This window comes from Bacillus sp. ISO11, from assembly GCF_003458115.1.
GTDB lineage: Bacteria > Bacillota > Bacilli > Bacillales > Bacillaceae_G > Bacillus_A > Bacillus_A cereus.
Genome location: NZ_QXCO01000004.1, coordinates 53,167 through 74,379 on the forward strand (window position 1 = coordinate 53,167; position 21,213 = coordinate 74,379).

Below are 21,213 nucleotides of genomic sequence, written 5' to 3' on the forward strand. Positions count from 1 at the left end.
TTTTTTCCTTTATCAAATAAACTTCTCATTTCTTATATAACATGCATATAACAACTAAAAGGCGACTTCACCCAAAGTGAAATCACCTTTTTCTAAAAAATATTTCAAAGCTTATTTTTCTATCCTAACTAATGTTCTTTCTGGAATACATAATTCATCTATATTAAAATGATTTATTTTTAAGTTCAATTCCCCTACTCGTTCCTTATCTTCATCACCAACCCAACAACTAAATAATTCGAAATAGTCTCTATCTTCCGAATAACCTTCCATAAAGTTAAAAGTTTTTCTTTCGCTTCTTTTTTTCCTTTACATTTTGCCACTCGACAAGTTCAATTCCCCAACTAGTTGAAACCTCATATGTGTAATTTGTTTGGAATTGATAATCTTGTACAATTTCAAGCATACTTTCATCTGAAAAACACGGTCCAAAAACAATTAGATTATTAGAATCCGGATCCGTTAACGGAATTTCTACATTACAGCCTATGTAACTTGCTAAACTCATTTTATACTCCTCCAGTATTCGAATAAAAAATACTTCATAGTATATTTATTTACTTAAATATAAAATCCCTGCCTAAACGAAAAAGTTTTAAATTTTTATCGTTTATTAACCATCTATAACTGAAAACATATACTATGATGAACGAACTCACAAAGCATAAGAAAAGAGAGCATTTACAACACTCTCTTTTCTTACATACTCTATGGAACTTTACAAAACTGAATCAATGATTTTTATTATTATATTTTATTACATATACTTAGGTTGTACTATTATATGTAACTCTCTCTCTGTATCCGCTTTTTTCGGATGACGAAAATAATTAAGTTCGTACTTTAACACTTTATACTCAACCATCCCGATTTTAATCCCTTTCGTTTCTTTTAATATAGCTAATAAATCACTTACATTTTCATCATATGACTCAAAAATTTTCGCGCCGCCCTCTCCTTGAAAGATTACTTTCATATATTCTCCACCACCTTAATTTATTGATGTGGTAAATGACGCGTTTAAAACGATTCATTCTTTATCCTAAAATTTTCATATAAAAAAGAACATCCTTTCCAATCGAATGCTCAGCTTTTTACTAATTATCCATGTTAAATATTTATTCAAAAACATTATATGTATTATTTTTTAAATTATGTTCGATATCCATTATTAAAGAGTAAATATATGTAATAAACTTGCATAATGAAAACCGTAGAATATCCACTTTCGTTGAAATAACTACAATCCATAATTTTCCATTGTAATTCTTAATATTTAAATGTAATATTGTATTGTCTTACTATCTATTTATAACTCACACACTAATTAGAAAAAGGGAACTCTATATGAGTTCCCTTTTCTAATTATGATTACAGTCATTATTTCTTTTCTAGAAATTTAAATGTATCTTTAAATTCTTTATTATTCACTTTAATATCAGCATCTTTCAATAAATCATTGACTACTTGTTGTTTCCATTTACCTGTCGTATCTTGTAGTCTTTGTTGTTCTATATCTTTACGAATTTTATCCTTTACTTCATCAAATGGCTTCAATTCTTTTTTATCCGTCACTTTAATAATATGGTAACCGTAAGTTGTTTTAACCGGCTCACTTACTTGGCCTGCATCTAATTTATACGCAGCTTCCTCAAATTCTTTCACTGTTTGCCCAGGAGCAAAACCAGATATTTCCCCGCCCTGTTCCTTTGAACCAGTATCTTCTGAATACTGTCTTGCTAAGGCAGCAAAATCTTCACCATTATTTACTTTCTCCTTTATTTCTTTAGCCGTTTTTTCATCTTTCACTAAAATGTGACTTACTTTCATTTCTGGTTTATAGTTATCTTTTACATCTTTATCTGTAACTGTTGCTTTAATCGCTTTCTCAAATGCAATTTCTGGCTTCATTTTTTCTTTTAATTCATCTTCATTTTTCAACCCAAGTTGTTCTAAAGTCGATTTAAAGTTTTCACCCATTTTATCTTTTGCTTCTTCTACTTTCTTTTTTGCTTCCTCATCTGAAACTTTATATTTATCTAGCAATGCCTTACTTAACATCATTTGATATAAAGTACTTTCTCCATATTGTTGTCGTAATTCTTTACTTAATTCTTTCTCTGTAACATTTCCTACTTTTGATGTTACTACGTTGTCTGAGGAACCACATGCAGATAATGCTAGCATCATGCATGAAATAATTGTTCCAATAAATATTTTCTTCTTTTTCAATTCAAATACCTCACTTTTATCATTATGCAAATTAACTATACACAGTCATTGTGAAAACAGTGTGTTTTCTACATGTAATTCATTTCATATGAGTTGACTATGTATCATGTATTTTCATTTTTAAATATAAAGAGTCTTCTTACTATGCATAGTAAGAAGACTCTTTATATAATTCTCAAAAAAATATAGCTTCTATAGTTGCTTAATAATTACATGTTTTTCAGGTATCCAACTATTCTGTCCGATATCTACCGCATTTCCCACTCTACCCCACACTCGAAAAGATGTCGATCCATCTATGTTTCCTTTATAATTCATACATTCAGGCTCTTCATAATAATTTACTCCGTAACCGACAGGATATTTTGAAGTTGCATAAAACCATTTCACATTAAAATGTTTTAAATATACCCACTGCTTATCGTTCCCTAAACAAATCATATCTTGCTCACCGCCTCCCCAATAACCTGCTAAGATTAAATATGGAATTTTCTGAGTGAGTGTACCTGTAAATTGGGGATTCATGGGGTTTTCATATAAATTTATTCCATATCCATCAGGATATTTCGAAACTGCAATACCAATGCCATTCGGTTGCTGTGTATACACTATGTTAGATTGATTTGCTTTGTTCGAATTTATAAACCAAGAAAGTGACTTATTTCCTACTAATCGATTCAGATCACATTTCCCAATCCCAGGAACATTCCCTGAATCCGTATATTGCCACATATCGCATGGATATGCTGGCTTATTCCCTCCATAGCGAGGGATCCATACGAAATCAGCTTCAATATTACGTGCTCCAAATGATAGATACGTGTGATGCCCTACATATAATCCTACTTTTTCCGCACCTAAACGGCGTAATTCATCAATAAATGCCTGTGTCCCGCCTTGCATATCTACCATCGTTTGAACTTCTACGTCCGCTACCCAAAACTTAGCAGATTGATCACCACGATTCCAAAAATCTTGTGCCTCTTTCTTTGCATCAGCAATAGATATAAAACGGCAAAAAGCATAATTACCGAATGGGATACTATGCTTTTTCATTTCACTAACATAATTTTGATACATAAAATCCACCGTATTAGAGCCATCTTGAACTCTAGCAATCACTAAATCTAGCTGAGATGCTGCAATATCCCAATTGATAGTTCCATTCCATTTTGAAATATCTACAATATACCCCATACATTCCAGCTCCTTTTTAATGTCTTATTCATAGCTTGTTTTATTGTAAGCCTCCTCTCTCTAAAACTAGCTATCTATAATATAAATAAAAAGAATCTTTACCGTTTTTCAAAATATATTCTCTTTCAGAAATATTTCTATTAGCTTTAACATGTATGTCACAAAAAATATTCTCATATTCGAAATATACCTTACTATTTGTTATGTAGTCTCATCCTATCAATTTAGGTATTGAACATTTTTATAGATATTAGAAAAAATCCTCTTATATTATTAACTTAAAACTTCCAGTATCAATTCCCTTTCAGTTAATAAAAATCACTACTCATTTTCTATATATTATTAAGTCAAATGTTGAATTTTTTAATTCATTAAAATATGTGATCCACGGTGGCGAAAGCTGAGCTTGTACATTTTCTTCCAATATTTTATACTACCTCCTTATACCATTCTTACTAACATAATATGTAACAAACTAAAAAATGCATTAGTTATATTAATTAAACATTTTATTTCACATTCTCAATTTCCCCTTTACATCTTTAAGCACTTTTACTACTATGAAATTCTTTATTATAAGCAAATCCACTGAAATTTCATATTATACTAATACGACTCTATATCCTTTAAATTATAATACTCAATATTAGGAGCTGATTTCATGGAAAAAAAACCTATCGTGTTTAAAATTCCACCAAATTCAAAACTAAAAGTTACATTTTTCGGTCCTTGTAACGAAGTAATTACAAATGTGTCTATAATTAATCAACTATGCACCCCTAAATGTCAAACTATCACGCAATATCCAGACTTTCAGAAATATGTAACTGAAGTACGATCGTTATCCCGTTGTTAGTCCGCATAATGCACGATTTTCACAACTTTGTTACCTAAAGATAACTGAGAAAGAAAATAACTGCATTCCTAAATTAAAATTACTCATTTTATGATATTCCATTGATAATTCATTGATTTTTTACACGTTTTTATTAATAGAACATATATTATCGTATGGAGATTATCCACTCATAAAACCTATCTTTCTTTGGAGCATACTTTTTATGTATGCTCTTTTTTTATGTAACCGTCCCCCTTCTAAATTGACCAACAATATATTAAAATTCTTTATATACTCAAGGAGGTCAAATATGTTCAAGTTGCATCCAATACTACTCATCTTAGGATTGATTTTGTTTTTATATAGTGTAATCGCCTTTATGTTATTCTTTTCAGTGTATTAGGATTCCCTACACAAATCTATGTTCAATATATAATTTCTATATAGTAAAGAAAAAACGTAATGATACGATCTTTTATGTATTCCGTCTTTCTTGTTCTATAAGAAAACTAGCAAACTTACTAACAATGAGTTTTCACAAGCATGTTACTTATTATTCTGTTTATTATCTGAAGAAGATTGAAACCTCTACAAATTAAACTACACTTTACCTATTTACTTATATATTTTAGAAAAACAATAATATTCCCCCACCATTTGGTAAGGGGATTAACTAAACCTACTAAAAAACATTTAATGATCTGTTTTATTTAATTGGAGAAGGAAATCTTGCTGCTTCAAAATGTGCCCCATCTTCTAAAGGACTTAAAACCCCATCTATACTACTTTGTGCATAAATCTCAACTTCATCCCCTGCATTCAATTGAACAATCGTCGAAACACTTACGACATTTCCAAAACTTATTGGACCAAAAAAGTCATTATCTATAGCTATCGCTGCGTTTCCATTCACACGAATTTCTACACGCGCTCTATAATTTAAAGTTGGATCGTTTGGAAAGAAACCAATCGTTCCAATAATAGAATATACTCCTTTAGTCTTCGGCGTAAAAATAGATGTTGCTGGATTATACTCATTCGCTAAATCAAATTGTTCATTTTGAAATAACACTTTCACAAAAGTATTAGCAGGAACATTTTGATTCACAGTATTTCTAGCTCTAAATGCCGATGCTCTAACAAGATTGTCCTTATTATCATGACACTTACTAGTGTTCTTACAACAATCATGATGCTTCTTTTTATACTCCTTACAATACTTACAGTAGTAATAACAAGACATACTAATTCCCCTTTCAAACTTATTACTACATATTATGTAAGATTGATTTATAAGGTTTGGACTAGCTATTTTTCTTATTCATAAGGGCGCTATTAATCTGCACCCTTATTTATATAAACAACTTCATTCCTTACTAGCTATAAGTTGTATATAGTTCCATATGGAATAGTAAGAAAAGAACTTCCGTACGGTGTAACATGATGTACTGGGTAAAAATACTCTACGGATGAGTAATATGGTTGTACTCCTTGCTGCTGCATTTGTTGTTGCATTTGCAATGCTTGTTGAATAGCTTGGACTGTACTTTGTGCTCCACTATACGTTATAGACGTACCATACGCTGGTCGTATGCCAGCTTCAGAATTAAAATATGAATAAAACATGATCTTCAACTCACTTCCGTATAATTTATTACAAATTATATTATGATTCTTTATTTCAGTAGGTACTATAAGCTAGTCCGCTCGCTTATATTCAAATGACAAAATAAAACAGTAGCTGCTAGACTACTTTGAATTCTTCTTATTACCAAATGAAATGATATACATATTCTCCGGTTACACGCTCATCGATTCCAGCAACCCTAACGAACCTAAGTAAATCCGCCCCTTGAAGAAAATATACCGACATCGTAACCGGTACTTGTGACCACATGAATTGATAAAGCTCATTCACTCTCTGATTCGTCGTAACGATTAAATCATTTACAGGTCCATGATTCCATGCAGAGGTTTGAACTGAAGTGAAAGAAAGGTCTTTCCCATTAACCACTATTCTTGCCACGCTTTGAGTTATGTCCACAATACTCCCCTCCAACATTACAAAAATTGGACCTTTTTTAGTTCATATTATTATAAATATTCTTGACTGTAATAAATGTTTAAGGCAAATCCCTAATAAAGTGAAACTTTAATCAGTGGAGGTCTTACTGCCCGTTAATGCGGGATACAATTTTTTTATTCATATCCCTCAATTCCCATTACAACCATATAATTTCTAACCTGATTCAATTTTTGTAAAAGTTGAACCAGCAAATGTAAATTCCGTAAAAGTATTAGAAAAATTAAACTTTACTTTTGAAGGTACTCTGAGAAAAAGCGAAAAATCAGCTGGAAAGCTTATCGATTTAAATATTTATTCGAAATTAATAAGCAATTAATTTTAGTCACTCTGCCCATACTCAATCAAAGTTTGGGCTTCTTTAATTTCTGTATAAAATTCAAAAGTTTGACACAATCCTGGAAAAAGCTTATAAAGAAAAGTGAGGTTCCGTTATTTTCACACTTAGTAGCGCAGTCATGTTACATACAATTTTATAAGTGTGAACGAACTACAAAACTAAAAAACAAATAATAAGTTTGCAACATGTTTGCAAATGCGAATTTTGCATATAAATTCGTGTGATATTGAAAGGAGTTTTACTTATGAAAGAAATTAAAACAGAACAAGAATTCAAAGACATCATCGCAAGCGAGGAGCCAGTAGTTGTTAAGTTCTTTACTACATGGTGCCCAGATTGCGTACGTATGGACAACTTTATCGGAGATGTAATGGAAGAGTTCAATAAATTTGAATGGTATTCTATTAATAAAGATGAGTTTCCAAGTATCGCTGAAGAGTATCAAGTAATGGGTATTCCAAGTTTACTTGTATACCAAAACGGTGAGAAGCTAGGCCACTTACATAGTGCTAACGCAAAAACAGAAGAGCAAGTTACTGAGTTTTTAGAAGCATACTAAGATGAAAGCCCTCTGGAAAATATTTTCCAGAGGGCTTTCATCTGTTTTCATAATTATCTTTTGACGTTTTTCCTCGTTTAATGAATTACACCTTGTCATGATAAGAATAATATGTAGTAAGAAAAGTATTCGTTTCTTGATCCATCTCCCCTCCTATCTCTTTAGTAAATAGACTCTAATTAGGTTTACACCCTGACTTTGTACTTTTCAACATATTTTTCCTTCACGAAACTTTGTTATCCCCTTCTTAAAAAGCTATAAAACGTCAACAATGTTTGTATAGACCCACACGACTTTCGTTTGATACTCTATTTATAGAAAGAAATTCCTTTAAAGAAAGGTGAGTGATTAAAATGGATACTCTTTCTCATAAAGAAGCTGATAAAGGCGCTATTGTCAGCATTATGGCCTACATATTTTTATCCTCTATGAAAATCATCATCAGTTATATTACCCTCTCTAGCGCATTACGTGCTGACGGTTTAAATAACTTAACGGATATCGGTGCTTCTTTAGCGATATTAATTGGTCTAAAAATATCTCGTAAACCTCGTGACCCAGATCATCCGTATGGGCATTCGCGGGCCGAACAAATCGCATCACTTGTTGCGTCCTTCATTATGGCAACAGTCGGATTAGAAGTTGTTATTAGTGCCATTCAATCTTTCTTAAATCCGAAACAAGCAGCGCCTAATATACTCGCTGCATGGGTTGCTTTATTTTCTGCTGTCGTTATGTACTGCGTGTATTTGTATACGAAAAAAATTGCAGCACGAACAAAAAGTAAATCATTAGAAGCCGCTGCAAAGGATAATTTATCAGATGCACTCGTAAGTATTGGTACCGTAGTAGGTATTGTCGGTTCTCAGTTCCAAATGCCTATTTTAGACCCTATTGCCGCTTTAATTGTCGGTCTTATTATTTGTAAAACTGCATGGGAGATTTTCGTAGAATCTTCTCATATGCTTACAGATGGAATTGATCCTGATAAAATGGAAGAATACGCTGATGCTATTGAGCATATTGGCGGTGTGGAAAACATTGTAGATATTAGAGCACGTATGTATGGGAATCAAACGTACGTTGATATTACAATTGAAGTAGATGCTCGCATGGATGTTGGAGAAAGTCACTGTATTACCGACAACATCGAAGCTATGCTTCGCAAAAAGTTTGGAATTTACCATGCACACATTCATGTTGAGCCAATGAAAAAAGAACCTATTATGACATAGGTTCTTTTTTTATGAACGTTTTATGGAATATAACACATAAAACGAGCCAGCTACCACCAGCTGCCCATCCTGCTAATATGTCAGATGGATAGTGCACGCCAAGATATATTCGGCTAACTGAAATAGATAATACAACAAAGCTTGCTATAAGAATAATTAACAATTTTTTATGCAACGAAATACGCTCTTCAGTAATTGTGACGTATGCAATAAATCCTAAAAAAGCAGTAGCATTCATCGTATGACCGCTCGGAAAACTATATCCAGTTGCAGTAACAAGCTGCGTGACATCAGGTCTTGCTCGTTCGTACCATAGTTTAAGCATACTGTTTAAATAACGAGATCCGTAGTAATTAATTGTTAGAAGTAACGCACTAAGCAACTTTTTTCTAACGAGAAAATACATTACAAGAATAATGAGTAATGGAAAATATATTCTTTTGGAACCGATAAAAGACACCCAAGTAAAATAGGTCGTCAAATAATCGTTTCGAAAGCTTTGAATAAAATGTGCGACTATATTGTCAAAGTTCTCAATACAAGCGGTATGATACGAAAGTGATAATACGACAAAACAAATGAGTAACGTAAAACTTAGCAAGTATAAATGTCGATATCGTTTCACATACATAACCTCACTATGCAAAAAAATGGAGCGGTTGTTTTAGTTTTCCTCTCCATTTCTTTTTTATGCATAGTTTATTAAAAAATATAATTATTAATTTTTTGCTTCATCTCAGGGATATCTTCTCTTGTTACAGTGAAGCGAATAACCTTCTCATCAAGATCAAGTGCCTCAGCGAATAAACCAGCTAATCCACGTGATTTTCTATCTACTTCCATAATTATTTCTAATCGGTCGTATGCACGTGGCAAAATTAATAATTCTAATTCATCTAATCTGCCGTAGTACTCTCCAGAAACCGGAATAAACTCAAATTCTTGTGCGAATGGAACTTGTTTACGTAATCGATGCGGTAATTCTTCACATTCTATATGACGTGCTTTAAACCCTAATTCATTTACACTATCTAAAACACTACTTAATAATGCATTAGGTAACACTTGAACGTAGTCGCGGTCACTTGGGTCTATACTACTTTTAATATCAAGACCTGTATGAATCCAAACCGTTTTCATACCAAGTGTAAGTGGTGCTTCAATTGGCATTGGAAAAGAAAATGGAATGTCAACTGTTTCATTTGGTTCTACAGAAAAAGGTTCGGTTAAGCGTACTCGCTCTAAATCATATGTTGCTGTTACTTTTTTATCATCCACTTCTCGTACATACGACGTCGATAATGTTAAGTAAATGCTTTCAATTTGTTGGCTAACTGAACCTCCAGTTATATGAACCTTTCCAACTATTTCTTCCCCAACAATATACTCATCTTTTTCAAGAACAGTATCTACCTTTGCACTTCCAATACCAACGCTTGCTAAAAACTTTTGAAACATGGAGTCTCCATCCTTTCTAAAGCAGAAGCTACATCTTGTTTTAAATCTTGTACATTCTCATAGTACGGCGTTTTTATTTGTAACATTCGCATAAGCATTTCGCGATTATAATTTTCCAAAGTTAATTCTTCGTACCATGGTTTTTCCTGTTTTTCATTAGATTCATATCCTGCATATAATAAAAATAATGAGAAATGACCGAGCGCATAAAAGTCGCTACGAAATTGAACTTCTCGCATCAAAGCTTGTTCACCTTCGTAAGTTGTAGCTCGCTCATCATCCTCACCTTTCCATTTAGCTAATCCAAAATCAATAATACTAATTTGATTTTCTTTCATTAATATGTTTGGAATGCGTAAATCTCGGTGAATAATGCCTTCACTATGAAACACCGATACAATTTCTAATATTTCATATAAAATCTCAAAAACTTCACGTTCTGTATATACATACCCATCTATGAAAATATAATCTTCAAAATTTTTACCAGACATGTACTCCATCACAAAGAAGCTCTTTTTCTCCCATATGAAATGATCATATAGACTAGGAATTGCATGATGATTTAATGTTTGTAAAATCATTTTCTCTTGTTCAAATGATTTTCTACCAGACTCATATCTTTGTTTACTTTGTCTTAATTGTTTTAAGACTTTATATCTATTTATTTGTAAATCATTAACGACATATGTAACCCCATAACTGCCCATTCCAATTACTGATTCAATTTTATAACGCTCTGCAACAATTGTATTTTTTCGCAGTGGTCTATCAAATAATGCTAGTACACGACGCCATTTCATCAGCTACTTGAAAAGAAGCTACGGCTTTTACGTTTTCTTTTATAATGTTGATGTCCATAATCAGATGAACGTCGTTTATAATCGCTACTTGAATACGAGCGCCCTCTACGACGATAATCACTACTTGAATACGAACGATATTTTTTCTTTCCTAATAAAGAATCAATAATTTTTTTGAACATTCCTTCACCTCTTGAGTAAAATTTCCTTTTCATTATATCAATAATTATTGACTATATTTGTGACAGGTTTGTAAAGAGTAAAAAACGACGAGTTATGCCCGTCGTTACTTTCATTCATCCTCTTCATCAAAAACTTCATCAATCATGCATTTCTCTAATAAATACTCAAATGTAATATCTGCGAGATCTTCAATTTCTTCTCGTTTTGGGACGTACCCTCTTTCAATTAGTTGCTCATAAAAAAACTCCGCAATCTCTTCCGTATCAATCACGACTTCAATTTCCTTCATGAGCATCACTCCTTTATTTCTGTTTTATGAAAAAATCTCAAAATTATGTATATGAGATTAGAAAAATAGATTTTATTTTTTTATAGGTCATAAGCTTTGGACGAGATGCATACGATTGTAGTACAAGCTATTCAAAGGGGGAAATAATAATGGAAAATCAATATGAAGTAGGACAAACAAAAGAAGAGTTCATGCATGAAGATCAATGGGCAGACTCTCTTATAAAGTGGCTTTTTATTTTTTTAATAGTTGTAGGCATACCTTATACTGCATATGTTGTTGTTCAATTTATTCTCTCTTTCTAGTTAACTATTTTTTCTCTGTCAATTTAACTAAATAATTATGAACAACATCCATTACAATTTTATATTCTTCATCTTTAAATGTATCGAACAATAATTGATAATCGTTATAAATGTCAAGTAACCCATCAATGATTTCTTGACGATTCGTCTTAACACTCACTTTTTTCGAGTTGTTAATTGACTTTAACTTTCCTAAATCCAATTTATTCATACCTGCTTTATCTTGTTTCATTTTCTTCAAAATTGCATTTGCCGTTTGAGCATTGGCTAGTAACGTTAAATCTGATTCATCCGCTTCTAACCATTCACCATCCGTAATCCGTGACAATTCATAAATTGTATCTTCCCATGCGTCATTCTTATATCTCCATACTTCTGTACGAAAACCAACAATACGGAAAACATCTTTATCATATCCAGTTACTTGCACAAGATCACCAAACGTGAAATTATAATTTAATTCAATCCACTCCGTATCGCCCTTTTTCATATCTTGCTCTGTAACGTGCTGCAATGTTTGCTCTACGTAAAATCCATCGTGATTATTGACTTCGTATACATAAACTCCATCTAAAACCTTCATATTTGTGATTTTCCCAACGGTTCCATATAGCGTAATCACGACTATGTCCCCTACGTTGTATTTAGGTTGTTTTTTTCTTGCCATCTCTATCTCTCCTTTTTTTGACGTCGTGATTTTGATATCAGTATATGCAACCTACATAAAAACGCTTATCACAGAAGCTTATATTCATAAATTTTTTCAATAAAAAATATAATCTTATAAAATTTACATTACACTCAAACAAAAACTAGTAACTAGACTAGCTTCAAATCAACAAATTTCATAATAAAAAAACATACAGAATACTTCACTTTAAATAAAGTAATGTATTCTGTATGTTTTCAAATAGTTTTTATCTATCTTGTATGTATAAATCCCAGGCTTCATCAAATATAGACATACTTTCTAGCATTCCGCTCAACTCTAAGTATGAACTAATTTCATCATAGTCTTCAGATTGCTTCGGAAAACTTAAATCATCATACATCGCCTCTGCTAAATCTGAAATTTCGTTTCTAAATAAAGCTGCACGATGCTTCATCATATAATGGTAAAATGTTTTTTTCAAAAATATTCCCTACCTTTCTAACTTGGGTACATTATACAAGGCAAAAAAGAAAAAAACCAGCATAAAAGCTGGTTAAAAGTCGAAATAATTTCTTTTTAATAGACGCGGTCTGCCCATTAATTCTTCATATGTTAGTTGTTTTGGTAAATCTTTCGTGTAAATTAAGAATAATTGATCTTCAATTTCTTTTACTGTATGGTCTGATTGATAGTCCATCCCGCACGAGGAACAAGAAATACATGGTGTCTCTTGGATTTCAATGGCTTTCGTACCATCTGGTAATTCCCAATATACAGTATTCAAGCTTTCTTTCGCTTCTGTACTGTCACACCACATACAATTCATACTGCATCACCCTCAGTTTTTTTGTCGTTTTCTTCTAATTTAGCCATTTGTGCTTGATATTTTTTATCTTTTAATTGATCGCGCTTATCACGTTTATCTTTTAAAGATGCGTGAGTATCATTATCTTCGTAGTCTTTACGACGGTTCATACGCTGTAAGTCGTCTGGAACGAGGTTAAATTTCTTATCGCTCATAAGACCTGCGATACCAACATCTGAACGTTTTTCTTCGTAGTTCGGATAAATCTCTTTAAAGTATCCTTCCGCTCTTCCTGGAATATAGCTCTCTGGCTCTGGATACGTCGTAATAACACCTTCAAAGTTACGAAGTACAACTTTATCTGCACTTTGTGAGATTAAATAGTTTGGTTGAAGTGCAATTTTACCGCCTCCACCTGGCGCATCAACAACGAATGTCGGAACAGCATAACCAGATGTGTGTCCACGTAAACCTTCAATAATTTCAAGACCTTTAGATACTGGTGCACGGAAGTGACCGATACCTTCAGATAAGTCACATTGATAAATGTAGTATGGACGTACACGGATTTTTACTAAGTCATGCATAAGTTTTTTCATAATTGGAACACTGTCGTTAATACCAGCTAAAATTACTGCTTGGTTTCCGACTGGAACACCAGCATTCGCTAACATTTCACATGCCTTTTTCGATTCTTCAGTAATTTCAATAGATGTATTGAAATGTGTATTTAACCATACTGGATGGTATTTTTTAATAATATTACATAAGTTTTCTGTAATACGTTGTGGGAATACTACTGGTGCTCTCGTTCCGATACGAATAATCTCAACATGCGGAATCTCTCGTAAATTTTTTAATACATATTCTAAAATTTTATCGTTAATTAGAAGTCCGTCACCACCGGAGATTAATACATCTCGTACTTGTGGCGTTTCACGAATATACGCAATTGCATCATCTAATTGTTTCTTCGGTACACCCATTCCAATTTGTCCACTAAAACGACGACGTGTACAGTAACGACAATACATAGAACATTGATTTGTTACTAAGAATAGTACACGGTCCGGATAACGATGTGTTAGCCCTGGAACTGGTGAATCTTCGTCTTCGTGAAGTGGGTCTTCTAAATCATATTTTGTTTTATATAACTCTTCCGAAATCGGTACTGATTGCATCCGAATCGGACAGCGTGGATCATCAGGATTCATTAGCCAAGCATAGTACGGTGTAATGTTTAACGGGATCGTTTTCGTTGAAATTTTAACGCCCTCTTCTTCTTCAGGTGTTAAGTTAATCACTTTTCTTAAGTCATCTAACGTTTTGATCGTATTCGTTAATTGCCAAACCCAATCATTCCATTGCTCTTCAGTAACATCTTTCCATAATTCGATATCCTTCCAGTGACGATTTGGTTTGTATACATCATGTAACATTGCTATTCCCCCTTTTTATACGCTCATCCTTTATATAAGCAATAGTTATGCCAACTTTACATTGTTGATAAGTAAATGTGCGGAGAACCCTATTACATAAGCGAAAAAATATTTTTAAGCGTTGTATGAAATCAATACTTAACATCATATTCATTACTTTTTATATATGTAAACGCTCTTTTATTCGTGCAAACACACAAAAACCGCCGATTATTCGGCGGTTTTGTCGTACTTGCTCAGTTTATATTGAAGCGTTTGACGAGGGATACCCAACATTTTTGCGGCTTGTAATATATTCCCTTCCGTTTCAATCAACGCTTGATCTATTAATTCTTTTTCTGTTTGATGAAGTGCTTCTCTAAGTGGCATTATACCCTTCTTCTTCGAAAACTTCTCTTTCCGAAATGTACGTGGTAAACAATTGGCTGTTAATGTATTCCCTTCTGCAATAATAACAGCATGTTCAACCGTATGTTTTAACTCCCGGACATTTCCAGGCCACTGATAAGCTTGCAGTCTATCTTTCGCTTCCTCATCAATTTGAAGTACACCTTTTTTATAACTTTTATTATATTCTTTCAAAAAATAAGATGCTAATAATAGTACATCCTCAGTTCTTTCACGAAGCGGTGGGATATATAATGAAAATACGTTTAAGCGATAATATAAATCAGTGCGAATTTTATTCTCTCGTAAACATATTTCTGGAGGCTGGTTCATTGCGGTAATAACACGAACATCTACTTTTCTCGTCTTATTATCACCAATTCTTCTAATGACTCCATCTTCTAACACTCGTAACATTTTTGCCTGCAAATCAAGAGGCATTGAATTCAGTTCATCTAAAAATAATGTACCACCATCAACAAGTTCAAATAGCCCAGCTCTTTCAATCGCTCCCGTATAGCTTCCTTTTGTCGTTCCAAACAATAAACTTTCTAATAGCGACTCTGGTAAAGCTGCACAGTTTTGTGCAATAAATGGCTTGTTTTTTCTTTTAGAAGCCTCATGAATTGCTTGTACGAACAGTTCTTTTCCTGTTCCTGTTTCACCATATATTAAAACATTCGCGTCTGTTGGTGCTACTTTTTGTGCTAACTCTTTCGTCTGTTTAAACCGCGTATCATTTGTCACTATCGTCTCAAATGCAGCGTGCTTTTTAATCACTTTTTTTCTAGATGATCGCTTTATTTTCGACTGTAAGTCAACAATTGTGTCAGTAAGTTTTTGAATTGTAGAGTAATCCTTTGCAATTTCAACAGCCCCAGCAATATTCCCATCTATAAAAATAGGTAACGTCGTATTTACTGTACAAACATCTTCACCATTTAAATTTTGATAATGTTGTACCTGATGTACGATAGGTTTTTTTGTATCTAGTACTTTCATCAATGTACTCGTTTCCCTTGATAAAGACGGGAACGCTTCTAACAGATGTTTCCCTAACACTTTTTCAATCTTGGATCCATCGTGTTTTGCAGCTACAGAATTATAAAATATTGTAATTCCATTTTCATCTACAGCGTGTATAGCCTCATCAATACTGCCCAAAATCGCTTCAATGACTTCTTGTGTCGAAACTGCTAGCAATGTCATCCCCCCTCTTGCCGAAAATCCGGCAATTACATGCCGGATTTTCGGCACACCTATGTGCGATTGTAAGCATGACGATTCCGTTCTATAATTTTGACCAATTTTATATTTTAATTAGATAACTCGAAACTCTAATTAGTACAGCTTTTCGAACACCCAGCTCCACCTAACTGTTTTGCTTTACAACCAAATTTTGAGACGGAAGTTTTACTGCTTTCGAATAACTAGATAGATCTTTCACCCATATATTCATATCTTCCAACTTATCGAAAATGTAGCAATTATTCGCCAGTCTTCCTGTATACGTATAGCCTAATTGATGAAAGGCAGCATTCATTCCGAAAGAAAGCGATCGAGCAATTGTATAGGAGCAGAAAATAGATCTTTCTCGAAGCTCTTCCTCTAATTTAATTAGTAAACTTTTCATAAATCCATGTTTACGATATTCAGGTAAAGTAGCACAATTCGTTAATTCTGCATTCCCTTCCTTTATGTTCATTTCTGCAGATGCTGTACTAATAATTTTCCCCTCAAATTCATACACGTAGTAAATTGTATCGTCTTCTTTCATCGTCTGTAATACATAACTCGCTTCATTTAAAGGTGTCGGATACACTTCAAATACTTTTCCAAAGACAGTTGCTAATTCTTCTGCATCTTCTTCAGTCGCTTTTCTCAGCAAAAATTTCTCTGGAACTACTTTTTCTTTTATTTCTTTTCCTTTTACACCGCTTAATATAGTATCTTCCTCAGTCCAATGCATACTATTTCGTCTTTCATCATTATTATATTTCACAAAAAAGTATGCATCGTGTCCTTGAAAATAATGAGGTATCGTTGCTTCCAACAAAAAACCGAAAGAGAGCCATGTTAAAACATGCTCTCCCTTTCCTTTAATAATACATTTAGTGAAAGAATGTTTCTCTGCTAGTTCGTCAATTGTCTGTATAATACTTTCAACATTTCCTGTATAGTGATCTACCCGGATACGTTTATTAAAATAATCTAAAACGCCTTCTACTGTATAACAATTCGTCTGTTCTCTAAAAGATTCATAGTATTTCATTTTTTCACCTCACACCAATCTAGTAATGTACATGCAATAATTTTTGCGGCAGCTATCATTTTATCAACTTCTATATATTCGTTTGGATAGTGTGCTACTTTCGTCTCTCCTGGACCAAATACTATTGTTGGTACGTTTGCAATTTGTGTAAATAAACCTCCATCAGTCCCCCACGGAGATGCTTCAATAATTGGTTCGTTCCCTTCGATTTCAACAAAGTTATGATGAAGTGTTGTAATGAGTTCATGATTTTCTTCTAATTCACCAGGAACCCATCTCGCTCCAAACCATTCTACTTCTACCGGATTTTCAACAAACCAATTGTCCACATCATTTAATTCAACAATCCAATTCTCAAACTCTTCTTTTGCCGCCTCTATAGTCTCATTCGGCGCAACACCGCATCTTCCTTCTAAAATTAATTCATCGGGAACAGAACTTGGCCAACTCCCTCCTTCAATTTTGCCAATGTTAATTGGAATTGGAATTGGAATTCCTTTAAATAACGGATCTGTAATTCGACTATTTCTTTTCTCCTCTAGCTTTCTTACATGTTCTATAACAAACATGCTTTTTTCAATTGCACTAACCCCTTCATAGCGCGTTCCACCGTGTGCAGCTTTCCCTTTTACACGTAGACGAAACCACATGGAACCTTGTTGTTTCGGGAAAAATTTCATATTAGTAGGCTCTGGAATAATGACACCATCTGCTTTATATCCTCGTAATATAGTTGCTAATGTCCCTGCTCCGCCACTTTCCTCTTCTATTACACTTTGAAAATAGATGTCTCCTTTTAATTCAATACTAGATTCAATGATCGCTTCCATCGCAAGCATAAGTGCGACATTTCCGCCCTTCATATCCGTCGTTCCACGGCCATATATACGATTCCCTATTTTCTCACCGCTATAAGGGTGATGTTCCCACTGATTCACATCCCCTTCTGGAACTACATCAATATGCCCATTTAATATCATAGATTTCCCGTCGCCACTTCCTTTTAAAGTTGCTACAATATTTGGGCTATCTGAAAAACTTGTACGGGGTGATACAAAATAAGGATGATCTTTCATTTTAGAAAAGGAGGGCTCCCATATATCGAGATCTAAACCTAATTCACGTAATTTTTCAATCACAATTGCCTGCGCACCGCTTTCATCACCAGATACGCTCTTTTCTTGAATTAATCGTTTTAAAAATTTCACACTTTCCTCTTCATGGCTCTCAATATAATCACAAACTTGCTTTTTTAATTGCTCCATATATTACATCTCCCTTCATTCAATTACTAGTAAGTTAGAACTAATTTGAAAATCAGCTTCTGTATGTCGTTTTACATCTTCTACTGTGTATGGGCTCATTAATTCTTGTAATATAAGTCCACTCGGAGTTACCTCCATGACTGCCATATCAGTAATAATTAAATCTACACATTTCTTTGAAGTTAATGGCAATGTACACTCTGAAACAATTTTTGCATTTCCGTACTTATCAACATGATTCATCACAACAACGACCCGCTTCGCTTTTTGTGCTAAATCCATTGCTCCACCAATACCTGGAACACGTTTTCCAGGTACAATCCAGTTTGCTAAATCGCCTTTTTCACTTACTTGTAATGAACCAAGAATCGTTATGTCTAGCAAACCTTTTCGAATCATCCCAAACGCTGTGCAGCTATCGAAATAACTCGCTCCTGTTATAAGAGAAGTTGGTAAACCTGCTGCATTACACAAATTTTCGTCTTCATTCCCTTTACTTGGCGTTGGTCCCATACCCACGATTCCATTTTCCGCATGAAACATAACATTTATATCGTCAGGCAAATGATTTGGTACAAGCGATGGTATGCCAATACCTAAATTTACAATCATACCATTTTGTATTTCTTTCGCCGCACGCCTAGCAATCTTATCCCTCACTTCTACGCCCATACCCATTTCCAGTTCACTCCTTCCGACGGTACAATATAATTTACGAAAACACCTGGAACGACAATTTCCTCTGGATCTAAACTTCCAAGCGGGACTATTTCTTCCGCTTCTACAATTGTTATATCCCCAGCCATCGCTACGTGAGGATTCATATTTCGTGCACTTTTGTCAAATACAAGGTTACCAAACGGATCTGCCTTTTTTGCATATACAATTGAAACTTCAGTAGTTAATGCTGTTTCAACTAAGTAGGTCTTACCATTCATTTCAACTGTTCGTTTTCCCTCTTCCACAATCGTATCAACACCAACATCAACTAAAACACCACCAAGACCAACGCCACCAGCGCGAATACGCTCTGCTAATGTTCCCTGCGGAGAAAACTCAATTTGTAATCTTCCCTCGTTTAGTTGCCTTCCTGCATTTGGATTGGAGCCAATGTGAGAAGTAATTATTGATTTAACTCTTTCATTTGTAACAAGACGACCGATACCTACATCAGGAAATCCAGTGTCATTTCCAATCAAATTTAAATTTGTAACGCCTTTTTCTAAAATTGCCTGTATTAAAGATGGAGGGGATCCAATCCCTCCAAATCCCCCAAACATTAATGTCATATCATCATGGAACAAAGAAATTACTTCCTCAATTTCTTTTAATTTACCGAATGTATTTGTAATAGTTGTCATGCGATACTATGCCCTCCTTTTTGCATCATCTCTTCCACACTTTTAGAGAAAATTGAAAGTAATTCATCTAACTCGGAATATGTAGTTGTCATTGGCGGTGCTACAAGCAGCGCACTATCTTCTTTTCCTGCTTGCCCTGAAACTGCTTGATATAAAAGCAGGCCGTTTTTAGCTGCAACTGAAATAAGCTCCGACGCTTTTGTAAACGGTTGCAATTCTACTCCGATTAGCAACCCTTTTCCGCGCACATCAGCAATGATTGTCGATTGTTGTTGAACTTTCTGTAAGCCTTTTATTAAATACTCTCCCTTTTCTGCTGTTTTCTCAGGAAGATTATGTTTCTCCATATATTCAATAACAGCTAAAGCCGTTGCTGCAGACAATGGATTTGCACTTAACGTATGACCGCTCATTACTGAACGTGATCCACGTAATATTGGTTCCATAACACGATCACTTACAACTGTCGCTGCCATCGGTGTATATCCCGCTCCTAACCCTTTACCAAGTGTCATAATATCCGGTTCTACGCCCCAATGCTCCATCGCAAACCATGCTCCAGTACGACCAAGCCCAGTCATTACTTCATCCGCAATAAATAAAATATCGTAATGATTACAAATATCTTTAATGACTTTATAATAGTCTTTCGGCGGAACAACCGCGCCTCCAGCTGCTCCGATAATCGGCTCAGCAATAAAAGCAGCAATATGCTCTGCACCAATTCTTTCAATTGATCTTTCTAGTTCAGTCGCACATGCCAGCTGACAAGTTGGATATACCTTTTGAACAGGACATCTGAAACAATATGGAGCTGGTATAGTCGGATAATCTTCCAAAATAGATACGAAACGTTGTCTACGTAGTGGATGCCCAGACATTGATAAAGCACCCATCGTAATACCGTGATAACTCATCCATCTTGATAAAATTTTATGTTTCCCTTGAATACCTCGCTCTTGAAAATGCTGAATTGCAATTTTCATAGCTGTTTCATTCGCTTCCGTACCACTATTTACAAAAAAACTCCAGTTCAAATCTCCTACACTTAAATCACTTAACTTCTTCGCTAATTTTTCAGCTGGTTCACTCGTAAACTGTGATCTATAAACGAAAGCAATCTCCTCAGCTTGCTTTTTAATAACGTCTGCAATCTCCTTTACGCCATGCCCAATACCTGCCGTAATTGCTCCTGACGAACCATCAAAATATTTATTGCCATTTTGATCATACAAATAAACACCTTTTCCATGTGAAATCATTGGATACGGCTGACCAACAAGTGGTTTAATTAAGTAATCTCGCATAGCGCTCCCCCATTTCTCCAATTTGTATATATATATGAAGAAAATTGACGTTTCTTTCATAAAAAAGAATCCTCTGCAAAAGCAGTGAATTTATCAAAAAACTATTATAAAATATACAAATGAGTGCTTAAAAAATTTTACAAAACAGAAAATTCAGAACTAAAAAACCGAAGACCAACCCTTTTCTATACGCCCAAATGACC

At 34.1% G+C, this 21,213-nt stretch carries 27 protein-coding genes and 1 pseudogene; 5 read left to right on the plus strand and 23 right to left on the minus strand.

Annotated elements, in window-relative coordinates; translation table 11 throughout:
- Positions 1 to 111: 111 nt before the first annotated feature.
- From D1166_RS31170 to D1166_RS05450, 5 genes are all read right to left on the minus strand, one after another.
- A complete protein-coding gene (locus D1166_RS31170) occupies positions 112 to 273 on the minus strand; it encodes a hypothetical protein (RefSeq protein WP_165851656.1) in 162 nt (53 codons plus the stop codon).
- Between the two features lie 4 nt (positions 274 to 277).
- Positions 278 to 508: a KH domain-containing protein gene (locus D1166_RS05435; protein ID WP_000050517.1), complete on the minus strand. Its 231-nt coding sequence runs from the start codon at positions 506 to 508 to the stop codon at positions 278 to 280.
- A 249-nt stretch (positions 509 to 757) separates the two neighbouring features.
- Entirely contained in the window at positions 758 to 976 is a 219-nt protein-coding gene (locus D1166_RS05440) for a hypothetical protein (RefSeq protein WP_000864279.1), read from the minus strand.
- Between the two features lie 404 nt (positions 977 to 1,380).
- Positions 1,381 to 2,232, minus strand: a complete 852-nt coding sequence (locus D1166_RS05445; RefSeq protein ID WP_000727344.1) for a peptidylprolyl isomerase PrsA — start codon at positions 2,230 to 2,232, stop codon at positions 1,381 to 1,383.
- A gap of 192 nt (positions 2,233 to 2,424) precedes the next feature.
- Complete coding sequence (locus D1166_RS05450) at positions 2,425 to 3,429, minus strand: glycoside hydrolase family 25 protein (protein ID WP_000540659.1); 1,005 nt, start codon at positions 3,427 to 3,429, stop codon at positions 2,425 to 2,427.
- Between the two features lie 661 nt (positions 3,430 to 4,090).
- Between D1166_RS05450 and D1166_RS05455 the strand changes: the two genes are divergently transcribed.
- Positions 4,091 to 4,285: a hypothetical protein gene (locus tag D1166_RS05455; protein WP_000412559.1), complete on the plus strand. Its 195-nt coding sequence runs from the start codon at positions 4,091 to 4,093 to the stop codon at positions 4,283 to 4,285.
- Between the two features lie 688 nt (positions 4,286 to 4,973).
- Here the strand turns inward: D1166_RS05455 and D1166_RS05460 are convergent.
- The 3 genes from D1166_RS05460 to D1166_RS05470 form a co-directional block, all read right to left on the minus strand.
- Positions 4,974 to 5,510: a C1q-like domain-containing protein gene (locus D1166_RS05460; protein ID WP_002100961.1), complete on the minus strand. Its 537-nt coding sequence runs from the start codon at positions 5,508 to 5,510 to the stop codon at positions 4,974 to 4,976.
- Between the two features lie 137 nt (positions 5,511 to 5,647).
- Positions 5,648 to 5,893 carry a DUF3947 family protein gene (locus tag D1166_RS05465; protein WP_097861807.1) on the minus strand — a complete coding sequence of 82 codons (246 nt, stop codon included), beginning with the start codon at positions 5,891 to 5,893 and terminating at the stop codon, positions 5,648 to 5,650.
- Between the two features lie 142 nt (positions 5,894 to 6,035).
- The gene (locus tag D1166_RS05470) at positions 6,036 to 6,311 is read right to left on the minus strand and encodes a hypothetical protein (protein WP_016109915.1); all 276 of its coding nucleotides are present in this window, start codon (positions 6,309 to 6,311) and stop codon (positions 6,036 to 6,038) included.
- 208 nt (positions 6,312 to 6,519) lie between these two features.
- Here D1166_RS05470 and D1166_RS05475 point away from each other — a divergent pair.
- The 3 genes and pseudogenes from D1166_RS05475 to D1166_RS05485 all read left to right on the plus strand — a co-directional run.
- A pseudogene (locus tag D1166_RS05475) lies at positions 6,520 to 6,669 on the plus strand (GNAT family N-acetyltransferase); the annotation flags it as partial.
- Positions 6,670 to 6,934: 265 nt separating this feature from the next.
- Positions 6,935 to 7,249 (plus strand): thioredoxin family protein, encoded by a 315-nt coding sequence (locus D1166_RS05480; protein WP_000658787.1) that lies wholly within the window; start codon positions 6,935 to 6,937, stop codon positions 7,247 to 7,249.
- 353 nt (positions 7,250 to 7,602) lie between these two features.
- Positions 7,603 to 8,484, plus strand: a complete 882-nt coding sequence (locus D1166_RS05485) for a cation diffusion facilitator family transporter (protein WP_000380380.1) — start codon at positions 7,603 to 7,605, stop codon at positions 8,482 to 8,484.
- On the opposite strand, the gene D1166_RS05490 is transcribed toward D1166_RS05485, so the two are convergent.
- The 5 genes from D1166_RS05490 to D1166_RS05510 all read right to left on the minus strand — a co-directional run bounded on the left by D1166_RS05490 (position 8,474) and on the right by D1166_RS05510 (position 11,217).
- Positions 8,474 to 9,109, minus strand: a complete 636-nt coding sequence (locus D1166_RS05490) for a phosphatase PAP2 family protein (RefSeq protein ID WP_000833370.1) — start codon at positions 9,107 to 9,109, stop codon at positions 8,474 to 8,476. The two genes, D1166_RS05485 and D1166_RS05490, sit on opposite strands and share 11 nt — an antisense overlap.
- A 77-nt stretch (positions 9,110 to 9,186) precedes the next feature.
- Positions 9,187 to 9,942 (minus strand): sporulation protein, encoded by a 756-nt coding sequence (locus tag D1166_RS05495; protein WP_098221018.1) that lies wholly within the window; start codon positions 9,940 to 9,942, stop codon positions 9,187 to 9,189.
- Positions 9,924 to 10,745, minus strand: coding sequence for a serine/threonine protein kinase (locus tag D1166_RS05500; RefSeq protein ID WP_097861809.1), 822 nt, complete (start codon positions 10,743 to 10,745; stop codon positions 9,924 to 9,926). The genes D1166_RS05495 and D1166_RS05500 overlap by 19 nt, the downstream gene beginning before the upstream one ends.
- Positions 10,745 to 10,927 (minus strand): hypothetical protein, encoded by a 183-nt coding sequence (locus D1166_RS05505; protein ID WP_002119095.1) that lies wholly within the window; start codon positions 10,925 to 10,927, stop codon positions 10,745 to 10,747. Before D1166_RS05505 ends, D1166_RS05500 begins: the two co-directional genes overlap by 1 nt.
- A 110-nt stretch (positions 10,928 to 11,037) precedes the next feature.
- Positions 11,038 to 11,217 (minus strand): YozD family protein, encoded by a 180-nt coding sequence (locus D1166_RS05510; RefSeq protein WP_000658451.1) that lies wholly within the window; start codon positions 11,215 to 11,217, stop codon positions 11,038 to 11,040.
- A gap of 149 nt (positions 11,218 to 11,366) precedes the next feature.
- Here D1166_RS05510 and D1166_RS05515 point away from each other — a divergent pair, with 149 nt between their 5' ends.
- The gene (locus D1166_RS05515) at positions 11,367 to 11,522 is read left to right on the plus strand and encodes a DUF3930 family protein (RefSeq protein WP_000431486.1); all 156 of its coding nucleotides are present in this window, start codon (positions 11,367 to 11,369) and stop codon (positions 11,520 to 11,522) included.
- Positions 11,523 to 11,526: 4 nt separating this feature from the next.
- Here D1166_RS05515 and D1166_RS05520 read toward each other — a convergent pair whose 3' ends face one another.
- The 10 genes from D1166_RS05520 to D1166_RS05565 form a co-directional block, all read right to left on the minus strand.
- Complete coding sequence (locus tag D1166_RS05520) at positions 11,527 to 12,189, minus strand: hypothetical protein (RefSeq protein ID WP_000101499.1); 663 nt, start codon at positions 12,187 to 12,189, stop codon at positions 11,527 to 11,529.
- Between the two features lie 250 nt (positions 12,190 to 12,439).
- Positions 12,440 to 12,655 carry a YozE family protein gene (locus D1166_RS05525; RefSeq protein WP_000750717.1) on the minus strand — a complete coding sequence of 72 codons (216 nt, stop codon included), beginning with the start codon at positions 12,653 to 12,655 and terminating at the stop codon, positions 12,440 to 12,442.
- A 72-nt stretch (positions 12,656 to 12,727) separates the two neighbouring features.
- Positions 12,728 to 13,000: a YokU family protein gene (locus D1166_RS05530; protein WP_000995763.1), complete on the minus strand. Its 273-nt coding sequence runs from the start codon at positions 12,998 to 13,000 to the stop codon at positions 12,728 to 12,730.
- Positions 12,997 to 14,418 carry a lysine 2,3-aminomutase gene (gene kamA, locus D1166_RS05535; RefSeq protein ID WP_000902142.1) on the minus strand — a complete coding sequence of 474 codons (1,422 nt, stop codon included), beginning with the start codon at positions 14,416 to 14,418 and terminating at the stop codon, positions 12,997 to 12,999. Before kamA ends, D1166_RS05530 begins: the two co-directional genes overlap by 4 nt.
- Positions 14,419 to 14,628: 210 nt before the next feature.
- A complete protein-coding gene (rocR, locus tag D1166_RS05540; RefSeq protein ID WP_074643110.1) occupies positions 14,629 to 16,014 on the minus strand; it encodes an arginine utilization transcriptional regulator RocR in 1,386 nt (461 codons plus the stop codon).
- Between the two features lie 163 nt (positions 16,015 to 16,177).
- Positions 16,178 to 17,077: a putative beta-lysine N-acetyltransferase gene (gene ablB / locus D1166_RS05545; RefSeq protein WP_097796407.1), complete on the minus strand. Its 900-nt coding sequence runs from the start codon at positions 17,075 to 17,077 to the stop codon at positions 16,178 to 16,180.
- Positions 17,074 to 18,342 (minus strand): peptidase, encoded by a 1,269-nt coding sequence (locus tag D1166_RS05550; RefSeq protein ID WP_000436691.1) that lies wholly within the window; start codon positions 18,340 to 18,342, stop codon positions 17,074 to 17,076. The genes ablB and D1166_RS05550 overlap by 4 nt, the downstream gene beginning before the upstream one ends.
- 15 nt (positions 18,343 to 18,357) lie before the next feature.
- Entirely contained in the window at positions 18,358 to 19,020 is a 663-nt protein-coding gene (locus D1166_RS05555; RefSeq protein WP_061655256.1) for a CoA transferase subunit B, read from the minus strand.
- Positions 19,005 to 19,703: an acetate CoA-transferase subunit alpha gene (gene atoD / locus D1166_RS05560; RefSeq protein ID WP_098221016.1), complete on the minus strand. Its 699-nt coding sequence runs from the start codon at positions 19,701 to 19,703 to the stop codon at positions 19,005 to 19,007. Before atoD ends, D1166_RS05555 begins: the two co-directional genes overlap by 16 nt.
- Positions 19,700 to 21,010 carry an aspartate aminotransferase family protein gene (locus tag D1166_RS05565; protein WP_001205879.1) on the minus strand — a complete coding sequence of 437 codons (1,311 nt, stop codon included), beginning with the start codon at positions 21,008 to 21,010 and terminating at the stop codon, positions 19,700 to 19,702. Before D1166_RS05565 ends, atoD begins: the two co-directional genes overlap by 4 nt.
- Positions 21,011 to 21,213: the final 203 nt, after the last annotated feature.